Raw genomic sequence first — 21,197 nt, 5'->3', positions numbered from 1 at the left:
ACCGCGCGCGAATCCGAGGGGTGCGGCGTTGGGCGGCGCACGGGACTTTCGTCCTCGCGCCCCGCCCGCCGCGCCGGGTCAGTGCCCCGCGATCAGCGCCTCGCGCAGGATGCCGACGACCTCGCTGAGCGGCACGTGCCGCTGGTCGCCGGTCGCCATGTCCTTCACGGCGATGCTGTTCTCGGCCAGGTCGCGGTCGCCGAGCACCACGGTGAACTTCGCGCCGGAGCGGTCGGCCGCCTTCATCGCGCCCTTCACGCCGCGCCCGCCGTAGGCGAGGTCGACGCGGATGCCCGCGCCGCGCAGCTGCGCCGCGAGCACCACGAGGCGCTGCTTGGCCGCGTCGCCCAGCGGCACGCCGAACACCTCGCAGCGCGACGGAACGGCCGCCGACTTGCCCTCGGCTCGCAGCGCGAGCACGGTGCGGTCGACGCCGAGACCGAAGCCGATCCCCGACAGCGGCTGGCCGCCGAGCTCTTCCATCAGCCCGTCGTAGCGGCCGCCGCCGCCGATGCCGGACTGCGCGCCCAGCTGGTCGTGCACGAACTCGAACGTGGTCTTGGTGTAGTAGTCCAGGCCGCGCACCATCCGCGGGTTCAGCACGTACGGCACGCCGAGCGCGTCGAGGTGGCCGAGCACCTGCTCGAAGTGCGTCTTGGCGCTCTCGGAGAGGTGATCGATCATCAGCGGGGCGTCGGCGGTGAGCTCGCGGACCTCGGGACGCTTCTCGTCGAGCACGCGCAGCGGGTTGATCTGCGCCCTGCGCTTGGTCTCCTCGTCCAGCGGCAGGCCGAACAGGAAGTCCTGCAACAGCTCGCGATACTGCGGACGGCAGGTCTCGTCGCCGAGCGAGGTGATCTCCAGCCGGAACCCGTCCAGACCGAGACTGCGGTAGCCCGCGTCGGCGATCGCGATGACCTCGGCGTCCAGCGCCGGATCGTCCACGCCGATCGCCTCGACGCCGACCTGCTGCAACTGCCGGTAGCGGCCGGCCTGTGGGCGTTCGTAGCGGAAGAACGGACCCGCGTAGCACAGCTTGAGCGGCAGCTGACCGCTCTTGTCCAGGCCGTGCTCGATCACGGCGCGCATCACGCCCGCGGTGCCCTCCGGGCGCAGCGTGAAGCTCTCGCCCTTGCGGTCGGCGAAGGTCCACATCTCCTTGCTGACCACGTCGGTGGACTCGCCGACGCCCCGCGCGAACAGCGCGGTCTGCTCGAACACCGGCAGCTCGATGTGCCCGTACCCGGCCAGTCGGGCCGCGTGCACGAGGCCGTCGCGCACGGCGACGAACTCGGCGGAGCCGGGAGGCACGTAGTCCGGTACCCCCCGCGGGGCGGAGAAGCTGCTGGTCTTGGTCACGATGGTCCAGTTTCCACCACCACCGCCCGTCAAGTCCAACCGGTTTGCCTCCGACCCGTCCGAGGAACTTCCGAGCGGTCTCAGGAAGAGATGGCACACTCTTACCTCGGAAGCAAGCCGACACGGGAGGAACGTGGTAGTGCCGAGCAACGAACAGCGACGAGCAGCGGCCAAGCGCAAGCTCGAGCGCCAACTGGCCAACCGGGCCGAACGGGCGCGCCGACGCAAGCAACTGACCATCGCCGGATCCGTGCTCGGTGTGGTCGTCGCGGTCGCGGCCGTCACCGGCGTCTACTTCCTCACCAAGGGCGAGGACAACCAGAACAGCGCCTCCGAGACGAAGGACGCGTCGCTGTCCGCCGCCGCGCCGCCCGCCGCCAAGGCCAAGCCCGAGCTGGTCGACTGCACCTACCGCGACGGCGCCAAGCCCGCCGACAAGCCGGTGCAGAAGCCGTCCAAGGCGCAGGGCATCCCGACCACCGGCGGCGACGCCAAGGTCAGCCTGAGCATGGACACCAATCAGGGCCCGATCGGCCTGACCCTGAACAACGCCGAATCCCCCTGCACCGTCAACAGCTTCGTCAGCCTGGCCAGCCAGAACTACTTCGACGGCACCGACTGCCACCGGATGACCGCGGACGAGACGCTGAAGGTGCTTCAGTGCGGCGATCCGACCGGCACCGGAATGGGCGGTCCCGGTTACGAATTCGACAACGAGTACCCCACCGATCAGTACGCCGAGGGCGACCCGAGCAGCCAGGTGCCGATCGACTACAAGCGCGGCACGCTGGCCATGGCCAACGCGGGCCCCGGCACCAACGGCAGCCAGTTCTTCATCGTCTACGGCGACTCGCAGCTGCCGCCGCAGTACACCATCTTCGGCACGGTGGACGAGAACAGCATGGCGACCCTGGACAAGATCGCGCAGATCGGACAGGACAACTCCAACGGTCCCGGCGACGGCAAGCCCAGCGCCCCGGTGACCATCCAGTCGGTTCAGCTGGACTGAATCACCGGCAACTTCGTCGGGCCCGGCGCCGTGATCGGCGACCGGGCCCGAACCTTGTGCGCTACGGCAACTCAGGGTAGGCGAGCCTAATTATCCGGCGGCACAGGACTTGTGCCGGAACTACTCCGGCGCTTCGCTGCGCGAGTCGGAATTGTGCGATATATGCTGTTACCGGCACGTCCGTACGGTTGTGCCACGCGTTTCTCGGGTAATCTCGAAACAAGGAGTTCGCGTAGCGTAGCCATCCCTAAAATGGGCGATCCCCAGCCACAAGGGATGCCGACGACACGAGTTCTCCTGGTGTCCACGTTTGCAGGCGGGGCATCCGCCGACGGGCTACAGTTCCGCGTGGCGGTGTCCGTGACGAAGCACCACAATCATCCATAGTGATCACTGCAGCATCGGGGAGCAGCCATGTCCGAGGAACTGGACGACATCGGCCGGGAAACCGCGGCCATGATGAAGAGTATGTTGCAGCTGGCGACCCTGGTCGCACTGCGCACCCGTGAGCGTGGTCAGAAGGAAGCCGAGGCGCGCGCCAAGATCACCGAGGCCCGCATGAAAGAGGCTCGCGAACTCCAGATTCGGGAGGCTCGCGACGCCAAGGCCAAGGACCCGCGCAACCTCGAGCTCGCGCGCATGGTGGAGAAAGCGGCACCGGCCAAAGGCATTTCACTGGAGAAGGATCGGTTCTCCGCGCAGGCCGAAGCCACGCGCATGGCGGCCACCGCGTCCGCCGCGAAACAACCGGTCGTTCGGTACGATTCGGCCGAGCGGCGCATGGCGATCGCGGCGCATCTCTCGCGCATAGGCGTCGCACCGGAATTGGCGGCGGTCCGCATGCTCATCGAGGTAGGGCAGGGACAGCCGCCGGAGGAAGCGGTCCGGGCCCGCACCGAGGAGAACCGCTCCGTCGCGGCGCGTGGTCGCGAGCCGGACGCCCGTGGCCTCGAACGCACCCGGCAGTAATCCACTCCGAAAACCGAAACATCAAGAACGCCCGCTGAATTCAGCGGGCGTCTTGGTGTCGGCTAGACCCGGAAGTCGCCGACCGTCGGATCGCCGAACATGCCTTGCGCGGGCGACTTCAGCGGCAGCGGGCTCAGCATGTCCTTGTGCCCGTTGCGCACACTGCAGTACTTGAACGGCCCGCGCGGGTCGAACAGCTTGGTCATGTGCGGGTCGGCGTGGTCGAGGAACCAGACACTCAGTCCGGTGCTCGGTTCCATGCGGTAGTGCTCCCAGGCGCGCCACAGCGCGTCCAATCGAGCCACCGCCTCGGCGTGCTTCCACCACTCGGGGCACCACACCGTTTCGCTGATGTCGGTCACCTGCCGCCGGTAGACCAGGCTCAGGTAGTTCTCGACGAATTCGACGACGTTGGTGTAAATCATGTGCTGCTGCTGTTCCGTCACGATTGCGCCTCGCTGACGCTCGGCTCCATCGCGACGGGTCGTGCTGTGTTGATGGTTCGCTCGCTACGCTCCCTCACGGGTCGCGCCTCGCTGACGCCCGGCTCCATCGCGACGGGCCGTGCTGTGCTCATGGTTAGCTCGCTACGCGCGCTCACAGGGGCCGAACCTCCTCGACTTGCCCGGCATCGGGTTGCTGCGGGGGGACCTTGGTCAGCGAGGGCGAGCCGATCAGGTCCGTGATCTCGGTCTTGCGTTGCGGATCGTGCTGCGCGATCGACTTCTTCACGTCCGCAGCGTACTCGCCCTCCCACCACGGAACCGTTCGGATGAGCACCGCGGGCTGACCCGAGGTGAACACGATCGCGCGGCCGCGCGGCAGCGTGGTGAGCGCGTTGACGCTGAACGTCCTCGACGAGCCCAGCGATCGCGAATAGCTCTTGCCGCCTTTGGATTCCGAGACCGAACCGGAGATGGAGTCGTACTCGCCGATCGCCTCGGAGCGGTCGCGCAGGAAGTTCATGTCGTCGACGCCGCTGCCGAGCACCTTGATGTTGGCCGCCGACCACAGCGCGAGCATGCCCGCGTCGCCCCAGCAGCGCGCGCCCTGCGCCCAGGACTGCAACACCGTCATCACGACGATGCCGCGCGAACCGAAGTGGCTGTACTGCTTGGGCAGATCCTTCCAGCGCACCACGTTGGCCGCCTCGTCCAGCACGGCGAGCAGCGGGATCGGCAGGCGGCCGCCGCGCGAGCGGGACGCCTTGCGCATGGCCACGTCGATGACCGCCTCGGTCAGCGCGCTCACCAGCGGCGCCGCCGAACCACGCCCTTCCAGCGAGAGGCAGTACAGCGTGCCGTTGCGCTCGATGAACTCGAGCTCGTCGAACTGCCTTCGGGTCTGGCCGGTGCTCGGGTCGGCGCCGGGCAGGATCCAGTCGTGCACGTTGGACAGCTGCAGGCAGCGCACCATCTTCTTGGCGGTACCGAAAATGCCGCTGCGGGTGCGGGGATCGGCGTTGTACTGCATCGCGAGGCCGGAGGCCATGTAGTGATGGCGGGCGTTGCGCAGCAGCTCGATCGGTTCGGTGTCGACCGGGTTGGTGACCCAGTCCCAGACCTGCACGATCGGCCGCTGCCCGACCGCCGCGGCGAGGAACAGCGCGGCGAGCAGATCCTCGGCCTCGGGATCGAAGAACTCGTCGGACTTGGACTCGGCGCCGTTGTCGGCGTCGGCGAAGTGCCCGGCCAGCCGCTGCGCGCGCATCTCACAGCCCTCGTGCCGCGCGTCGACCCAGTCCAGCGGGTTCCAGTACCAGCTCGGGCTCTCGTCGGCGACGCCCTGCGGGTCGAACACGAACGTGGGGCTGCCCTTGGACTCTCGCACGTCGCGGGTCGCGTCGACGACGTCGCGCTTGTTCGAGGTGGACAGCACCGGGCCGATGGCGGACAGGATCGCCGGGATGACCCGGGACGTCGACTTTCCTTGGCGCGGACCCCAGATGTCCAGGTGCAGATCCTCGTAGGAGCCGTACAGCATGACGCCGTCGACGACGCCGACGCCGATCGGCACGCCGGGCGCGTCGTCGTAGCCGAGGTTCATCCCGAGCTGTTCGGCCTTCTCCCGCACGCCTGCCTCGGTGAGCGCGCGGATCGCGCCGCCCGATCCCATGTGCTGGGCCTTCTCGTCCACCGGCAGTGCGCCTTTGGTCTTGCGCTTGGTCATCTGCCTGCGCACCACCAGGTACGCGACGGCGCACGACACCACGATCAGCAGAATGACGGTCGCGCCGGTCGGCCAGGTGTACTTGCCGCGCGCTATCCCGGCGACGATCTCGATCGGGTTGATCGGCAAATCCTGCGGCTCGGCCGCCATCTGGTTGCCGAGATGCAAAGCGACCAAGAGCGTTCCGATCACCACGGCACCGGCATAGACCGATAACAGGCCGAGATCGGGTCCGGGTATCGCCGGATCCGTCACCTTCTTCTTCTTTGCCATGTCTGCCTCCTCGAATCGCCGTGCGGTCGAAAGCGTGTGGTCAGCGGAACGCGTCGAGCCGCCAGCCGTCCGGCGTGCGCACCACGGTGGCGATCACCGTCGCGGGCGCCAGCGGTTCCTTGCGCCCGTTCGGGTAGACGACGGTCTGTTCGATGCCGATCTTGAACTGCGCCAGGTCCGGATCGAGCCCCGGCGGCGGCCGGTCCCCCGAGGCGAAGGTGAACGCCTCGACGGTGGCCTTCGCCTTGGCCCAGTCCGCCCACTGCAGCGAGGGCTTGGGCGTCTCGGTGACCGACGGATCGCTGTCCAACATTCGTATCATGCTGGGCCCCAGCCATTTTCGCGCCCTGGCCAGCGATTCGCCCGGCGCCTCGCTCGCGGGCCGCCAGGTGTAGATCTCGCGCAACGCCGCCACCGCGACACCGTCGGGCGTCACCGGGTCCGGCGCGGGAACGTTCTCGAGCAGCCTGGTCGTGGACGTGGCGCGCTGCGGCGCACCGGAACCCGATTCGCCGGTCTCGTCGCGCCCACAGGCCGCGATCGTCATCGCCACGCTCAACACCAGCATCACCACCAGTTTCGCGCGTGCAGTTGCTCTGTCTTTCAAGGCTAACCGCCCGGACCGACACGGTGGTGGTCCGATCAGCACTCGCGCCTCGGCGTGTTCGCTCACAGTACCCTCCGCAGCCGTGCGTCGCCGGGCACCGCGACCTCGATCACGCCGCCGCCCGACCGCGCGTCCGAACCAGGCACGGACTGGATCATGCGTCCGTCACCGGCGTAGATTCCCACTTCAGCGGGCCCGCGCGGCCCGAAGGAGCTGAACACCAGATCTCCCGGTTGCGCCTTGCTCCTCGGCACCTCGTCGCCCGCCTCCCACTGCTGTTCGGCGGTGCGCGGCAACGTCACCGCGCCCGAGGAGGCCGCGAACACCGCGGCCGCGGTCAGGCCCGGGCCGTCCATGCCGCCGCCGGTGGGACCCTGCGGCCCGCCACCGCCCCACACGTACGGTGTGCCGAGCCAGTCGTGCGCGGCCTCCAGGATCTGTTCGCCGCCGCTGCCCTCCTGCGGGCTGAAACGTCCCGTCGAACCCGGCGCGCGGTACTGCGGTTCCATCGCGAGGATGTTCGCCACGTAGGGCCGGGTCTCGGAGTAGTGCGCCGCATACTGATTCGGCATGCCGCCCGACGCGAGCACCGCGCCCTCGCCCGCGTTGTAGGCCGCCAGCGTCAGCGCGGTGACATCACCCTGGACGCGCCCTTCGGCCACCCACTGGGTGACCTTGCGGGCGATGGCGCACATGTAGCGGCCCTGCCCGATGATCGCGTCGCCGTCGTCCCACACGCTGGCCACGCCGTTGCCGTCGGCATCGATGACGTACGGCCTGCCGTCGTCGGGGTTGGTCGCGGCCGCGGTGCCGGGCAGGAACTGCGCGAGACCCTGTGCGCCCGCGGGCGAGGTGAGGCCCCTGCGGAAACCGGATTCCTGCCTGCCCTGGGCGGCCAGCAACGAGGACGTGATCTGCGGGCACAGCGAACCCGCGCGGCGGTACCAGATCTCGAGTTCCTGGGGCACCTTGCCCGCGGCGAGCGCGCCGCCCGCGCTGCCGAAGCCGCGCTGGCAACGCGGATCGGCGGAGTACCACTGCGCCCCGCCGAGATCCGGGGTCGGCGCGCCGTCCAGCCACGGAAGCGGGTCGATCTGACGGCCGCCGGTGAAGCGTCCGCCCGGGACGATCTCGAAATGCAAGTGCGGACCGCTGGATTCGCCGGCCGAGCCGACCGCGCCGATCTGCTGACCCGCACGCACGCTCTGCCCCACCCGAACCAGCACGCCGTGATCCCACATGTGCCCGTACACAGCCGAATACGACCGGCCGTTGGTGTCGACCGAGTCGACGACGATCCAGTTGCCGAAGCCCGAGGCCGGTCCGGCCGCCACCACCCGGCCGTCGGCGACCGAGAAGATCGGGGTGCCGTCGCTCGCCGCCATGTCGACGCCGCGGTGCCCGCCGTTGCGGGAGCCGAAGGTGTCCGAGATCGTGAAGGTGCCTGCGGCCATCGGCAGGGTGCGCCGGATCGGGCCGATGCCCGCGGCCAGCGAGGGAGTGCCCGTGACGCTCGGATTCGCCTGGGCGGCGGTCGATTCGGCGGCGGCGGGACTGTCGCCCGGCGCGTCGCCGCCCAGCGGGGGCAGTGCGGTCTGTGAGGGGCCGAGCACCGACGCGTCCTCGCACGGGTCCTCGACGGCGGGCAGCACCACGACCAGTACCAGGGCGATCAGTCCGATCACCGCGCCGAGGGCCGTCCACAACACGCCGCGGGCGGTCACCACGCCCTCGCACGGGGACGCGGCGGGGCGCCGGTAATCGAATGCGACTCGGGGGGAATGGTCACGTGTGGCGTCGGGCTTCGTTGAGGGTGTCGGCGAGGGTGCGGTTCATTTCGGCGGCGGCCGCCAATTGCTGTTGCAGCAGCGCCACTTTCCGGCGCAGCGCGGTCGCGTCCATGCGTTCCAGTCCGGGGCCTTCCGCGGCGCGCACCCAATTGCGCACCGAGTTGGTGTGGACGCCGATCTGCTCGGCGACCACCCGGCATGCCTCGGATTCACTGCGTAGTTTGCCGGTCAGCGCGATGACCTGCTCGACGGCGGCCTTACGCACTTCCGGCGACACTCTGCGATACGAACGATGCGGCATCATGCGGCACTCCTTCCGCCGAACAACACCGCCCATCCAGGCGCTCGGCCGATCCTTGTTGCTTCGCGTCCTGGACGGTATCTCATGCCGCGCTCCCGTTCGGGGATTCACCGCCACGCGCGGTGGATTCGGTATTCGGGCCGCCGGTGAATTCACTGAACCGCTGGTTCGTGTCGTGGATCCCGCTTTCCTTCTCCGACAATGTGAATTCCATGTGGAAGGGAATGCCGGGACGCCGATCCTCACCGATCTTCAGCAGGAATTTACCCGTGCCCGGCGGAGAGGGGCGCTGCTGGCCCGGTTTCAGCGCCTCACCCGTCAGTGCCTGTGGCGCCGACCATCCGGTCACCATCTCCTCCTCGGCGGAGGTGAACGGCACCGTGCTGTCGAGCCGCTTGACCTCTTCGGCGGGCAGCGCGCCGAAGATCTTGGCGCGCGCCCGCTCCAGGAAGCCGAGCGCCTTGGCGATCGCGGCTTCGGAGCCGAGTGCCTGGAGGTCCTTGATCGTGTGGCTGATCATGATCAGCGCCGTGGCCAGGCCGCGCTGCAAACGGGTCAGCTCGTCGACGCGGTCGACCATGAAGTCGCCGAGGCCGAGCACCTGCCACAGCTCGTCCATCACCACCTGGAAGTAGCGCTGCGGGCCGAGACCCGCGTCGGCCAGCACGTGCGCGGCCTCCACCGAGGCGAAGCCGTCGGCCCAGCAGGCCAGCATCACAGCGGCTTTGAGCTTCTTGTCGCCGGTCGGGATGTGCGAGACGTCGATGCAGACGGCGACCGCCTCGGTGTCGATCGGCACCGAGGTCTGGCCGTTGAAGACCGCCCCGAAAGGACCCTGGGTGAGCGCGCGCAGCGAGCGGCGCAGGTTCTTGATCGCGACCTGGTACTCGGCGGGATCGTCGGCGCCCGCGTCGAGCTGGAGTTCCTCGCCGCCCGCCTGGATCACCTCCAGCAGGTTCTCCATGATAGGCGGCTGGTCCGGGGTGTAGCCGCTGCCCGGCTGGTAGAGGATGCGCAACGCGGTCGAGATGAGCGTTTCCTCGTAGTCGCGCACCCGCGCGCCGCGCACCAGCTCGATCAAGCCCGCGATCAGCGTGACCTGCCTTGCCCGCATGTCTTGCAGCACTTGCAGTTGCAGCGCGGGGAACTCTTCCAGCCGCGGCACGACCGAGCCGAGCACACCGGCCGCCAGCGGGTTCAGCTTGCCGTGGCCGTAACCCAGATCGATGATCTGACCGCCGACCAGTTCCACCAGCTTGCGGTAGTCGGGCTTCACGTCCGCGAGCACCAGCGGCGTGATGCCCTGCGCGATGCCGCCGAGCACGATCCGGCGCACCAGCGAGGACTTGCCGAAACCGTTGAGGCCCAGCACGAAAAGGCTCGGTGCGGTGATGAAGCTGCCGCGCATGAACCAGTTCATCGGGTCGAAGCAGACCGGGGCTCCGGTGTGCAGGTGTGAGCCGAGCGGCGTGCCGATCAGCGGCGCGCCGGCGCCGACCGACCACGGCCACAGACCGGCCACCTGCGCCGTCGTGGCGCGATATTCGACGGGGCGGCCGACCACGTTCATCCGGCCGCCGCCCGCGCCCGCGTAGCCGCGGTCGGTGAGTTGGGCGGTGCTGCGGTCGAATCCGTCCTCGATGGTCTGTTCGGCGCGCGCGGCGTAGTTGCGGCGGCGGATGTCGTCGGTGCGGATGCGGAAGGTCGCCCATGCCGCGCGCAGGCCCGAGCCCTCCCGGCTGACGGCCTCCAGCCGGGCCCGCGTCGAGTCGTCGAGCAGCGGCGGGCCGGACTGTTTGCGCTTGTCCGCCTTGGCTTTCGCGCGCCGGGCGGCCTTGTCGACATGTGGTGCGCCCATGGCGCGGTCGGCGGTGTAGTCGACCTTCGCCGGACGCTGCTGAGCGCGCCCGCCGCGACCGTTGTCGGAGCGGACGGGCCGCTCGCCGCGCATCGGCCGTTCCGCAGGCCGTTGTGGCCGAGCGCCGTTGGCGCGCGCGCGTTCGTGGGCGGCCCGCTCGGCGCGCGCGTGCTCGGCGCGGGCCCGGTCCATCGGAGGGCGGTCGGCGTGCGCCCGCTCGGGACGGACGCCGTCGGCACGGCCGGGGCGCGCGCGCCGCTCGCCTCCGTCCCGAGGCTGCCGCCGCTCCCGATCGGACACCTCCCCCAGACCGGTCCGCTCCTCGCCGCTCACCCGCGCCGGATCCCCGGCCGGACGCCGCCTCCGCTCGGGCGTCTCGTCGATGCCCGAGCGCTGGCCGCCGCGCCGGCTCGTGCCCTCGACGGGCGGGCGGTGCGGCCTGCCCTCGGTCGAGGGGCGGCCCCACGCCTCGCGTTCGACGTCCTCGCGTCGCCTGCCGCGGCGCGCCTCCGCCTCGTCGCGCTCCCGTACGGGTGGCTCGTTGTCACGTGCCATGAATCGCTCACCCCGCCAATGCCTTCGGAATCGTCGCGTGCTCCGGCAGGATCACCCCGCACCCGAGGGAAGCCGCGAAGGCCGCCGCCTGGTACCGGTAGCACCGCCGGATCTTCAAACGCGCCTGGGTCGACAGGTCGCGCGTGATGGCCTCGATACGCGGCAGATCGCCGCGCAGGGGCTCGGTGATGGTCACCAGCGCCCCGAAGCGGGTCACACCGTGACCCCTCGCCTGTTCCTCACGGGCCTGCTGGGTGGCGCCCACCCGCAGGGTCGCGGCGGCCGAGACGACGCCGCGTTCGCTTTGCTGCGCCACCAGCGCGTTCTTGAAGTCGTCGTCGACGATCTCGGCGGCGTCGGCGGCCGAGTGCGGCCGGTAGACGATGGCGATGCGCTTGCGCGGCACCTCCGGGTTCGGCGCGAGCAACCGCTGCAACACCCGCTCGTCCACCGCGCCCTCGGGGGCGGCGTCCATCTCCCAGGTGACCGACCGGCCGCCGTCGTGGATGAAGTGGTCCCACTTCTCGTCGTGCGAGACCGGGCCCGCATCGGCCCAATCCAGCCCGTGCCCTTCGGGTTCGGAGGCCGCGACCTCGAGGTCGGCCTGCGAGGCCGGGTCGTAGCTGCGCCGGATGAAGGCGATCACCTCGTCGGCCGACATCGGCTGGGCGCGCACGCCCGCCTCGGCGAGCGCCGCGCAGATGCCGGGCAGCCGCCGGCCGATCTCGACGGCTTCCTCGGCCGGGTTCTTGCGACGCTCGGCGGTGGTGGCCTTGAACGTGATGGCGACGCGCGGCAGCAACTGCACTCGCTCCTGCGGCAACTCGGTGGCCAGCTCGTACATCACCTGCTGGGCCAGTTCCGGCGCCTCGGGGCGGGTGATGGTGGAAACCTCGGTGAGCAAACGGTTTCCGGTCTCGGGAACGGTGTCGATGACCGGGACCACGGCCACGATGTCGCTGGTCTGGCCCACCGAGGCGAGAAAGGTGCCCCAGGCCGAGACCCAGCGGTCGATGACCGGCTGGTCCACCGCCTCGTGGCCCTGCGGCCAGGCCCGTAGCACCACGGTGTACTGGGCGAACTGCGGCAGGTGGATCATGCCGAAGCTGTAACCGCCCGCGTCGATGCCCTCGTACAGCTTCGAGGGCGCGAGCAGGCCGGGCAGCCGGGTGACGCCGCCGGGGATCCGGGAGAACCGTCCGCCCCGATACACGTGTTCGCCGCGGTTCCGCGAGCGCATCCAGTTGAACATCATCAATCCCGTCTCGTAGCCGGAGCGGCCCCCCGTCCGCCACACCAGTGGAACCATCACGGCGACGCCGACGCCGCCGACGATGAGACCCCATTGGAAGCCGCCGACCATCGCGCAGATGAGCGCCGTGATCACGACCACGAAGCCGATCACGGTCTCTTCCCAGCGCAGGCCGAAAAGACCTGCGCTGCGCGGCTTCTGCCAGAGCCCGTAGGAACGGCGCTCGTAGGGTTCGGTCATCGTCATCGCGGAATGGTGCTCCTCCCGAGGTCGGGCGACCGGTTCGCCCAACGGTCGCCTGCCACATCACCCATGGAATCGTCGGCGTTGCGCATACTGCCCGCCGCGGCTCTCGCCGCGCCGATGCGGCCTGCCGCTCGCGCCGCTCCGGACGGTACTCCGGCCGAGCCCTGCGGCTCGGAGGCGCGCGGTGGTTGACCCGCCGCGCCCCCGCCGCCACCGCCGCGCGGGGGCGTGGGACGTGGTGCGCCACCGCCGCGTCCGCCGCCCGCGCCACCCGGCGGGCGCGGGCCGGAGCCGCTGCCGCTGACGTAGCCCGCCGAACCGGGCGAGGCCGCGGCCTTGACCCCGACCGCCTTGGTGCCCATGGCGCCGAGCGCCAGCGCACCGACCACGGCGCCGCCCGTCCAGGCCAGACCCGAGCCGCCGGAACCGACGATCGCGACGGCCGGGGTGACCAGCCGCATGAGCGCGGGCAGCACGAACGCCACGCTGCACAGCAACACGATGGCGACCAACATGCGCTGTGCCTCTTCGCCTTCCGGCAGGCCGGTGGTCGAGGTGAGCCCGTCCACGTGGCCCGCCGTGGTGAACGCGATCATGTAGACGATCGCCGCCACCGGTTTGAACAACATGAAGGCGATGATCCAGCCGATCAGCTTCTGATACGAGGATTTGCCGATGTTCATGCCGGACGCGGCGGCCGCCAGCGGCAGCACGCCCGCCGCGATGATCAGCAGACCCTGGCGGACGATGGCGAACACGATCTGCGCGAGCGCGCCGAGCAGGCCGACGATCGCGATGATCAGCACGAGACCTGGCGAGAAGGCTTGCAGCTTACTGGTTTTCACCATCAGCTCGGCAAGATCTTTCGCGTTGCCGTTGGTGGAGTCGTTGATGATCCATTCGGCGAACCGATCCGAGGCCTGCGTGCCCGCCACGATGATGGCGCCGAGCATCCAGGAGCTGAACACGACCCTGGCGAACATGCGGAAGGATTCGGCCGCTTCGCTCACTGCCGCACCGCGTCTCGCCTCGGCGAGTCTCGCGCCCGACAGGATGACCGAGGCTATGAGCAGCAGGATCTGGATCTGATAGGTGTAGTCGTTGATCCTGGTGAACAACGAACCGTTGTCGCTGGCCGCCTCGTTGGGCACCTTCATCCAGAACGTCAGCGCCAGGATGATGGCCTCGCCGAGGCCGTTCATCAGCGAGTCCACCACCTTGCCGAAGGTGGAATCCCACGCCTTGTCCTTGATGGCATCCGCGGCTTGGTCGGGGTGCGACGTAGCATTGCCCGCCTTGCACACCGCGGACGCGGCGTCGCCGAGGGAGATCCCCGGCAGGCCGACGCCGTCGAGGGTGTCGTGGATCTCGTTGCACGTCTCGTCGAAGCCGTAGGTCTGGCCGTAGGCCACCGTCGGCGTCGCGATCATCACGGTGAAGATGACCGCGAGGATCGTCACTAGTTTTTTCACCATCGTGTCCACCCCTCGATGCTCCGCAGGGACTCGATCTGGACTTGCTGCTCGCCGGTCACCGGCCTGAGCTTCCAATCGCCGTCGCGCCAGACGACCGCAAGGCGCATGCCCACCCATGTTGGTTGGCCATCAACTGTTTCTCGTGCCTTTCTCGCGAACCGCACGATCGCGGAATCGTCGGCGTAGCTTTCGATTCGGTACGCGTCCGAAGCGAACAGCAGGGGTCTGAGCTTCTCCGGTATCCGTTCGGAGACCTTGCCGTCGGCGACCAACCGGTCGTACTCCGCCAGGTACTCCGGAGACACCTCGACCAGCCGGAGCAGCAGGTCTCGATCGCGCGGGTTGGCGTTGGTGCGCCAGTAGATCTGTTCGGCGGCGAGCGCCGCGCCCCGCGGGGTGTGCGCGAAACCGACGGCGGCGTTGCCCTCGATACGCGCGGGCCCGTCCGAGCCAAAGAAACGCACGACGGGACCGCCGAACAGCTTCTGCCAGATGCCTTCGCCCTCGGCGGGCGCCGGAGCGGCGGTGAGCCAGTCCGGCTGATCGGGTCGCGTCGGCAGACCCGAAACCTGTGCCAGCGCAACGCCGGCCGGATTCACGGGGACGTCCACCGGCCTGCCGAAGAGGTCGGCCTCCCGTCCCGCGAAGCCGACGAGGCCGTGCGGACCCGGCGGTCCGGCGATGGGTTCCGTCGTTCCGGTCGCGGTCGCCTCGGCGGCCACGCTTCCGTCGCGCGTCGCGGACACCGTCACGCCGACGGCGATCGCCACCGCCAGCGCCGCGCCGAAACCGAGGAGGGGTAGCGGTGCGCGCCCGCGGCCGGATACCGGGCCCGCGGTCACCATTTCGTCCACCCCTCGAGCGACTCGATGTATTCGGTCTGCGCGCCGTTGCTCGTCGCGGGCTTGAGCCGCCAGTCGCCCGCGTCCCACACCATGACCAACCGCAGCGCCGCCCACAGCTGCTTGCCGTCGACGACCGGCCCGCGCGAGGCGAACCGGACGATGGCCAAGTCGTCGGCGTAGTTCTCCACCTTGAACGCGTCGGAGGCGACGAAGTAGCGAGTCACCTTCTCCGGCTGCTGTTTCGGCAGCCGGTCCTCGTCGAGCGCGCGGTCGTAGGCGGCGATCTGCTGTGCCGAGACGCGCACCTGCCGCACGTAGAGGTCGCGGTCGGCGGGGCGGGCGTTGAGCCGGTAGGTGATCTGCGCGGCCGCCAGCGCGGCGCCCTGCGGGGTGTGCGCGTAACCGACGGCGAGCCCGTCCTCGATGCGGGTCGGCCCGTCGGAGGTGGAGAACGGCACCGATGCGCCGTACACCCGCTGCCAGCCGCGCGGGGCCAGGGTGCCCTCCGGCGCCGCGGTCAGCCAGTCCGGGTCGGACGGCTTGCGCTGAGTTGTCGGATCCTGCGGAAGCGGTTGTCCCGCAGGGTTGTTGGGAACGTCGACGCGCCTGCCGAACAGGTCGACCTCCGGGCTCGCGAAACCCTCGCCGGTCGTCGCGGCGAATTCGGCCTCGTTGTTGCCGGTGGCCTCCTCGTCGCGACCCAGATAAACCACCGCACCGACGATCACGATGAGCGCGAGCAGCGCCGCGGACGCGATCGCACCGAAGGAGACGCGATCGCGCGCGTAAGACTCCTTCTCACTCACGACTCCACCTCGCTGACGCTCGGCTCCGTCGTGCGCGAGAGCACACTGCGCTGATGGTTCACTCGCTGACGCTCGCTCACGACTCCACCTCGCTGACGCTCGGCTCCGTCGCGCGCGAGAGGACACTGCGCTGATGGTTCACTCGCTGGCGCTCGCTCACTTCGGCGCCTCCAATGTCACTATGTCGGTGGGTAATACGTCGATGGCCTCGACCGGGCGGGCGGTCGAATCGGGGTCGGGCAGTCGTAATCTCCAGTCCTCGGCGAACCACTCGACGACCGTGTGGTTCACCGCTTTCGAGCCGTCCGAATACTCGGTGTACACGTCGACGGCGGTGCGTTGGTCGGTGTAGTCCGTGATCTTGTATCCGAGCAGCCGCGGGGCGTACTCGGGGTCGGCGGGCCCGGTGATGGACAGCTGCACCCGGCTCACCGCCCACTCGTCGCGCGCGGGACCTGGAACTACTTCGGCTGCGATCACCTTCGGCCACTGGTCGTCGGCGGCCACCGACAAGCGCACGGTGTGGGTGATGGCGGCGACGGCCGCACCCGGCGGCGACTGCTCGAAACCCGTTGCGGCGCCGTCGGCGAGCGACTCGGGTCCCTGGTCGGTGTGCGGCAGTGCCACGCCTTGGTAGGCCTGCCAGCGCAGCCCGCTGGGCCGCGCGGCGAGATCCGGGCCCGCGGGCTCGTCCGCGCCGCCGCAGCCGACGGCGGCCACCAGCAGTACCGCGCCGACCACCCCGGCCGCGGATCTGCCGCGCCGCCCCGCGCTGTGCGGGTGCGCCACCGAACGCGGCCGCGCCGCTGTGCAGTTCATGTCCGAACCGTCTCCATCAGAGTCCCGCGGCTCACGTCGGCAGGAACGCCAACGCGATGCCGGAGGCGGTGCTGGCGACGATCGCGCCGATCAGGCTCATCACCACGCCGTGGGTCGCGTCGTTGACGGCCAGATCGCTGCGGAAGGCGATCCACAGCCTGCCCGCGGACAGGATCATCCAGGCCAGGCACACCAGCAGCACGAACCACAGCAGCCAATTCAGCAGCTGCATCAGCGGTTCGAGCACCTCGGAGGGCATCTGCTTGTAGGCGAGCAGCTCCGTCGACATTCGCACGGTGGACATGGTCGTCCTAGGTGCCGATGACGGCGTTCATGATGGTGCCCGCGCTGGTGGCGACCACGCCGCCGATCATCGCGCCCGCCACCATCTTCGGCGATTCGAGCCCGCCGCCGGTCCACTTCTCCCAGGCGAACTTGCCGCCCGCGTAGATGATGCCGCAGATGCCGGACAGCAGTACGAACCAAGTCAGATAGCGGACCAGCTGCAGGATCTTCTCCGATCCGGGTGGCGCCTCGGGCGTCGGGTTGCCGACCTGGGCCAGCACGGTGCCGTACGTGTCCTGCACGGCGAGGAGGAACATGCTCATCGGATGCCTTTCTCGAAATTGCTGCGCGCGCCGGTCGACCTCACGAATCCTCCCCCTCGTCGAAAGCCGCTGTGCTGTCCAGCTTCTCACGCACCGCGGAGACGATGTCGACGCCCAGCTCGCGCACCTCCAGCGGGACCTCGGCCAGCGGATCGATCTTGCGTTTCTTCTCCGGCATCGGATCTCCCGGCGTCCACACCGGCAACTGCTCCGGCTCGACCAGGGTCCACTCCTCGTACCACGGCACCTGCCACAGCGGGCCCGCCAGCGAGCCGACCACGTCGCGGTAGCGCCGGATCTCGGCGGGCATCCTGCCGGGCCGCGCGGCCACGGTGATCAGGCCGAGCACCTCGGAGGGGCCGCCGAAACCGAAATGGTGCTGGCGCAGCAGGTCGTGCGCGCGGGTCAACCCGGCGATCGTCTCCCTGGCCACCAACACGACGAACGGGGATTCACGCTCGAAGACGCCTGGCCAGCGGCGGCTCGAATCCGCCGCGGGCGCAAGCACATGCGCGAGGGTAGTTGCTCCGGCTCCGCCGTGCACACCCAGCAGCCAGACCAGCGGCGCGCGTCCGACACCGGGCACCGGACGGTCCCAGACGGGCGCGCGACGGGACTCGGGCGGCGCGACGACGCCCGCGGGCTGCGGATCGAGTTTCCGGCGAAGTTTCATGGCGGCGGTCATGATGCCACCCCCGCCAACAGCACCCCGTACGCGCGGCGGGTCTCGGCGGCCAGCGCGCTGTGCCGGACGAGTTCGCCGCGTGCCAGATGCGGATCGTAGGGAATCTCCCTGATGTCGCGGACCCAGCCGCCCAGGTGTTCACGCAAATGATCGGCAACCCGCGAATCCGCGCCGGGCTGCTGATGCGAGACGACGATGGTGGTGTCGCCGACGATGCCCGCGCCCTGCCCCTCGGTCGAGTCGCCGAACTGATCGTCGAGCCATTCCAGGGTGACGCGCAGCCGGTTCGCGGCGTCCGGTCGCGCCGGAATGGCAAGCACCAGAGCGACATCCGCGTCGTCGAGCAGCGGACGCAGCTGGCGTCCCGCGATCGGGCTGCCGCCGTCGTAGACCGCGGTGAATCCCGCGTCCTCCACCGCGCGCGCGACCGTCAGATACGTGGCGCGGCGGCGCAGCGGGGCGGCGTCGCGCCAGAGCAGGCCGATGCCGGAGCTGGCGCGGGACAGGCACTCCTTCAGCGGGGCCGGTTCGTCGTCGCCGCGCCCGTACAGCCACGATTGCAGACTGATCGGGTGCAGGTGCTCGTCGGCGCCGCGCAGCGCGAGATCGCTGCCTGCCGCGGTGGCGTCCACCGCGACCGTAGACGTTCCGCCCGAACCCAATTCGCCAGCGATACCCAGGGCGGTCGTGGTGGTTCCCGCGCCACCACACCCGCCGACCACCAGAATCGGCCGCTGTGTCGGGCCGGTGTCCTCCTCGCCGTCACCCCGCTTGCCGCGCCGCAACCGCACCACCGGAGCCTTCGAACGCGCTTGACGACCCGGCGGAGGGCCCTCCTCGGGCGCCTCGTCGAGCCAGCGGCTCCAGTCCTCTCCCATCGTTCTCAGCTCTCCTTCATCCGGCCGCGATACCCGTGATCAGGGTGCGGCCGCCGATCACCGCGGTGGTGACCGTCTGCTTGTTGTACGTGGCGGGCGCTCCGCCCGGCCGGTACTCGGTGACCTCCACCGAATACATGTCGCCTCCCACCGTCGCGACGCGCACGCAGTGCGTGGTGCCCTCCGGGACGGTGTCGATTCCACGCTGAATCGTCGGGGCGGCGGGGACCGCCGCGTCCGGCGCGACGAATGCCCGTGCCCGCTCGCCGGACCGCTCCACGTAGTAGGCGTACTGGAAGGCGAGCACGACGTCCGGGCCGCTGTGCGTGCCGCCGGCCTCCGCGCTGCGGATCAGCCGTTCGGCGCGCTCGGTAGGACAGCCCGAGGTGATGCCCGCCTGCGCGCTGCCCGCGGTGAATTGCATCGGCGGCGTGGTCGGCGCGACGGCGGCGCGGTTGCCCGAGGACCGCAACAAATACAGCGCACCCACCGCGACGAAGGCCAGCAACAGGACCGCAACGATCAACACCAGGACGACGCGGCCGCGGCGCGAGGCCGGGTGGTCGCGCAGCGAGCGCGGGTGCGGGCGGACGAGCGGCGCGGGCTCGTCGTCGTAGTCGTCGTCCTCCGGCCACGGGAAGCGGACCAGATCGCCGTCGCGCGGTGCGTAGTCGTCGTCGGGGCCCGGCGCGTGGACGGCGACCCAATCGGACCAGCCGCCGGTGAATTCCGCGCGCCGCGAAGCCAGATCCGCCGGAACCTCGTTCCGCGCGCGCGCCTCCTCGGGATCCTCTTCCTCGCGGATATAGTGCGGATACCGAGCCGGTCCGTCGTCCTCCACCGGATCGAGGCTCGCGTCGTCCTGCTGCGCCGGAGCGGGCGCACCGTTGTCGGGTTCGAGCGCGTCGTACCAGCGGGACAGATCTTTGTACGACTTCAACATTCCCCCATTCCCGCAGAGCCAGGCACGTGGTATCGCATCGTCGGACCTCTCGGCGATCAGTTCGTGGAGAACGGGTAGGCGTTGTTGGCGGTGCCGGGTCGCTCGGTGGGCGGAATCGAGGTCGCGCCGCCGGATGAGGCGCCATCGGCTCCTGTCCCGAACGGAAATTGTCCCGTACCGGACGAATTCGGCGTAGTCGACGCGCCGGTACTTTCGCCGAAGAATCCGGTAGGCGGCTTGGCGGCCCCACCCTGCGGCTCGGCGCCCGCGCCGAAGCGATCGGCCAGGTCACGGGCCAGTGCGGCGAACCAGTCGGCGACGAAGCGGGTGGGCGCGTCGCCGTTGGCGGCCACCGCCGCGGTGCTGTATGCGCCGTGCCGTTGCACGGTGTCCCAATACCGCACCCAGGTCGTGACGTCGATCAGTTCGCGGTTGTCGGTGATGTTCTGCACCACCGCGTCGAACGCCTGGGTGACCAGCCGGGACACCGTCGTCGGCGGGATCAGTTGTGGAATGGCGCCGATCAACTTCGAGCCGAGCAACAGCAGACCGGCCGCCGGATTGGAGAGCCCCGCGCCGGCCAGCTGCGAGATCGCCGCCGGACCGATCACCGTCTTGACGACGGTGGCGACCGCGTTGAGGCCGATCATGCCGACCTTCAGCAGAGCGCGCAGCGCGCCGTTCAGATCCAGCGGGGTACGCGGGTCCGAGGCGTCGGCGATGCGCTGGGAGATCGACTTCTTCGGGGAGAGCGACAGATTCGCGAGCGAGGTACCCTGCACGTCCTCGTCGACGACCTTGGTCGCGGTCTTGATCGAGGTGAACGCGAGCGCCTGCGCGATGGAGACCAGCGAGGCGATGGGGTCGCCGCCGCTCAGCTTGGCTTGACCCGCGACCGACGCCACGGCCTTCAGAATCGGCGCGCCCTGCGGCGCGTCACAGGCGAGATCGCCTGCCGCACAAAAACTCGCCACGCGACCGGTGAGGGCCGCGAAGTTGGCCGCCTGGTCCCGTTCCGGGCCGATGCCGCCGCCGTTCGCCGGCGTCTGCGGCAGCGCGGCGATGGTCGCGATCTCGGCGCCCGTGGTGCCGGGCGCGGGATCCGGCGTCCGCTTGCCCGGCGAGCCGGGGAACAGCGGCGCGCCCGGATTGCGGGTCGGGTCGGCGAACAGCGCGACGGCCGCGACCCGGTCGGCGGGCACCACGCCGCGGCCCTGCCCGACCTCCTGGGCGAAGACCGAGGCGACGTGCGCGCCCTGGGAGTAGCCGACGATGGCGAGGCGCGTGTCGGCGCACCGTTGGGCGACCTGAGCGGCCATGTCCCGCAGCCGCGTCAACCCGCCTTGCACGGACTCCACGTACGGCGCCGGGCCGCCGTTCACAAAGCCGCCGAAACCGGATTCGTATGGCACGTAAGCGCGATCGACAAGGCCGGGCCGAGCGGCCTTGGCCAGCAACGGCATGAAGACCGTGGAGAGCATGCCGGTGTCGGTGGTCGGCGCGGCGTCCGGGGAGGACTCCCCCGTGCCCTGAACGCCCAAGGCGTACAACGCCGGACAGTCGTCGATGGCCAGATCGGTCGAGGGGGCGGGGGAATTCGGCGGATCGGCGAGCGCGGGGCTCGCCGTCGCGGCGGCGACGGCAACGGTGGTCGCGACCACCAACCCCGAGAGTCTTGCCGTGTAATCAGTCATAGCGATCCGCAATCAATCCCGTGTTGCCGCAGCTACCCTCAACGCCATGAAACGCA

At 69.8% G+C, this 21,197-nt stretch carries 20 protein-coding genes; 2 read left to right on the top strand and 18 right to left on the bottom strand.

The annotated features are described in order from the left end of the window. Window positions 1-78 precede the first annotated feature (78 nt). On the bottom strand, window positions 79-1,359 hold the full coding sequence (gene hisS, locus FB390_RS17150) for a histidine--tRNA ligase (protein ID WP_141809830.1): 1,281 nt from the start codon (window positions 1,357-1,359) through the stop codon (window positions 79-81). A gap of 139 nt (window positions 1,360-1,498) precedes the next feature. On the opposite strand from hisS, the gene FB390_RS17145 reads away from it, so the two are divergent. Further along, entirely contained in the window at window positions 1,499-2,368 is an 870-nt protein-coding gene (locus FB390_RS17145) for a peptidylprolyl isomerase (protein ID WP_141809829.1), read from the top strand. Between the two features lie 414 nt (window positions 2,369-2,782). Next, window positions 2,783-3,337: a hypothetical protein gene (locus tag FB390_RS17140; protein ID WP_141809828.1), complete on the top strand. Its 555-nt coding sequence runs from the start codon at window positions 2,783-2,785 to the stop codon at window positions 3,335-3,337. A gap of 62 nt (window positions 3,338-3,399) precedes the next feature. Here FB390_RS17140 and FB390_RS17135 read toward each other — a convergent pair whose 3' ends face one another. From FB390_RS17135 to FB390_RS17055, 17 genes are all read right to left on the bottom strand, one after another. Next, on the bottom strand, window positions 3,400-3,783 hold the full coding sequence (locus FB390_RS17135) for a DUF4913 domain-containing protein (RefSeq protein ID WP_245910580.1): 384 nt from the start codon (window positions 3,781-3,783) through the stop codon (window positions 3,400-3,402). Between the two features lie 151 nt (window positions 3,784-3,934). Next, entirely contained in the window at window positions 3,935-5,779 is a 1,845-nt protein-coding gene (locus tag FB390_RS17130) for a type IV secretory system conjugative DNA transfer family protein (protein ID WP_141809827.1), read from the bottom strand. Window positions 5,780-5,819: 40 nt separating this feature from the next. Then, entirely contained in the window at window positions 5,820-6,347 is a 528-nt protein-coding gene (locus FB390_RS17125) for a hypothetical protein (RefSeq protein ID WP_246124066.1), read from the bottom strand. 101 nt (window positions 6,348-6,448) lie between these two features. Continuing rightward, window positions 6,449-8,110 carry a peptidoglycan DD-metalloendopeptidase family protein gene (locus FB390_RS17120; protein WP_141809826.1) on the bottom strand — a complete coding sequence of 554 codons (1,662 nt, stop codon included), beginning with the start codon at window positions 8,108-8,110 and terminating at the stop codon, window positions 6,449-6,451. A 61-nt stretch (window positions 8,111-8,171) separates the two neighbouring features. After that, a complete protein-coding gene (locus FB390_RS17115) occupies window positions 8,172-8,480 on the bottom strand; it encodes a transposase (RefSeq protein ID WP_067779958.1) in 309 nt (102 codons plus the stop codon). A 79-nt stretch (window positions 8,481-8,559) separates the two neighbouring features. Then, complete coding sequence (locus FB390_RS17110; RefSeq protein WP_141809825.1) at window positions 8,560-10,890, bottom strand: hypothetical protein; 2,331 nt, start codon at window positions 10,888-10,890, stop codon at window positions 8,560-8,562. 7 nt (window positions 10,891-10,897) lie between these two features. Next, window positions 10,898-12,388 (bottom strand): SCO6880 family protein, encoded by a 1,491-nt coding sequence (locus FB390_RS17105; RefSeq protein WP_141809824.1) that lies wholly within the window; start codon window positions 12,386-12,388, stop codon window positions 10,898-10,900. Continuing rightward, a complete protein-coding gene (locus FB390_RS17100) occupies window positions 12,385-13,863 on the bottom strand; it encodes a hypothetical protein (protein ID WP_141809823.1) in 1,479 nt (492 codons plus the stop codon). The genes FB390_RS17105 and FB390_RS17100 overlap by 4 nt, the downstream gene beginning before the upstream one ends. Further along, window positions 13,857-14,708, bottom strand: a complete 852-nt coding sequence (locus tag FB390_RS17095; RefSeq protein ID WP_141809822.1) for a DUF8175 domain-containg protein — start codon at window positions 14,706-14,708, stop codon at window positions 13,857-13,859. Before FB390_RS17095 ends, FB390_RS17100 begins: the two co-directional genes overlap by 7 nt. Continuing rightward, window positions 14,702-15,514: a DUF8175 domain-containg protein gene (locus FB390_RS17090; protein ID WP_141809821.1), complete on the bottom strand. Its 813-nt coding sequence runs from the start codon at window positions 15,512-15,514 to the stop codon at window positions 14,702-14,704. The genes FB390_RS17095 and FB390_RS17090 overlap by 7 nt, the downstream gene beginning before the upstream one ends. A 156-nt stretch (window positions 15,515-15,670) precedes the next feature. Then, window positions 15,671-16,333, bottom strand: coding sequence for a DUF8175 domain-containg protein (locus tag FB390_RS17085; RefSeq protein ID WP_246124065.1), 663 nt, complete (start codon window positions 16,331-16,333; stop codon window positions 15,671-15,673). A gap of 31 nt (window positions 16,334-16,364) precedes the next feature. After that, complete coding sequence (locus FB390_RS17080) at window positions 16,365-16,637, bottom strand: hypothetical protein (RefSeq protein ID WP_067779947.1); 273 nt, start codon at window positions 16,635-16,637, stop codon at window positions 16,365-16,367. A 7-nt stretch (window positions 16,638-16,644) separates the two neighbouring features. Then, window positions 16,645-16,941, bottom strand: coding sequence for a hypothetical protein (locus tag FB390_RS17075; protein WP_097248000.1), 297 nt, complete (start codon window positions 16,939-16,941; stop codon window positions 16,645-16,647). A gap of 40 nt (window positions 16,942-16,981) precedes the next feature. Beyond that, window positions 16,982-17,626, bottom strand: a complete 645-nt coding sequence (locus FB390_RS17070) for a hypothetical protein (protein ID WP_067779941.1) — start codon at window positions 17,624-17,626, stop codon at window positions 16,982-16,984. After that, window positions 17,623-18,504 (bottom strand): MinD/ParA family ATP-binding protein, encoded by an 882-nt coding sequence (locus FB390_RS17065; protein ID WP_141809820.1) that lies wholly within the window; start codon window positions 18,502-18,504, stop codon window positions 17,623-17,625. Before FB390_RS17065 ends, FB390_RS17070 begins: the two co-directional genes overlap by 4 nt. Before the next feature lie 16 nt (window positions 18,505-18,520). Beyond that, entirely contained in the window at window positions 18,521-19,447 is a 927-nt protein-coding gene (locus FB390_RS17060) for a DUF8176 domain-containing protein (protein ID WP_141809819.1), read from the bottom strand. Window positions 19,448-19,503: 56 nt separating this feature from the next. Further along, a complete protein-coding gene (locus FB390_RS17055; protein ID WP_141809818.1) occupies window positions 19,504-21,141 on the bottom strand; it encodes a cutinase family protein in 1,638 nt (545 codons plus the stop codon). Window positions 21,142-21,197 lie beyond the last annotated feature (56 nt).

Source organism: Nocardia bhagyanarayanae (genome assembly GCF_006716565.1).
Taxonomy (GTDB): Bacteria; Actinomycetota; Actinomycetes; order Mycobacteriales; family Mycobacteriaceae; genus Nocardia; species Nocardia bhagyanarayanae.
The sequence above is the reverse complement of the archived record's forward strand: the minus strand, read 5'-3'. Positions and strand labels throughout refer to the sequence as shown.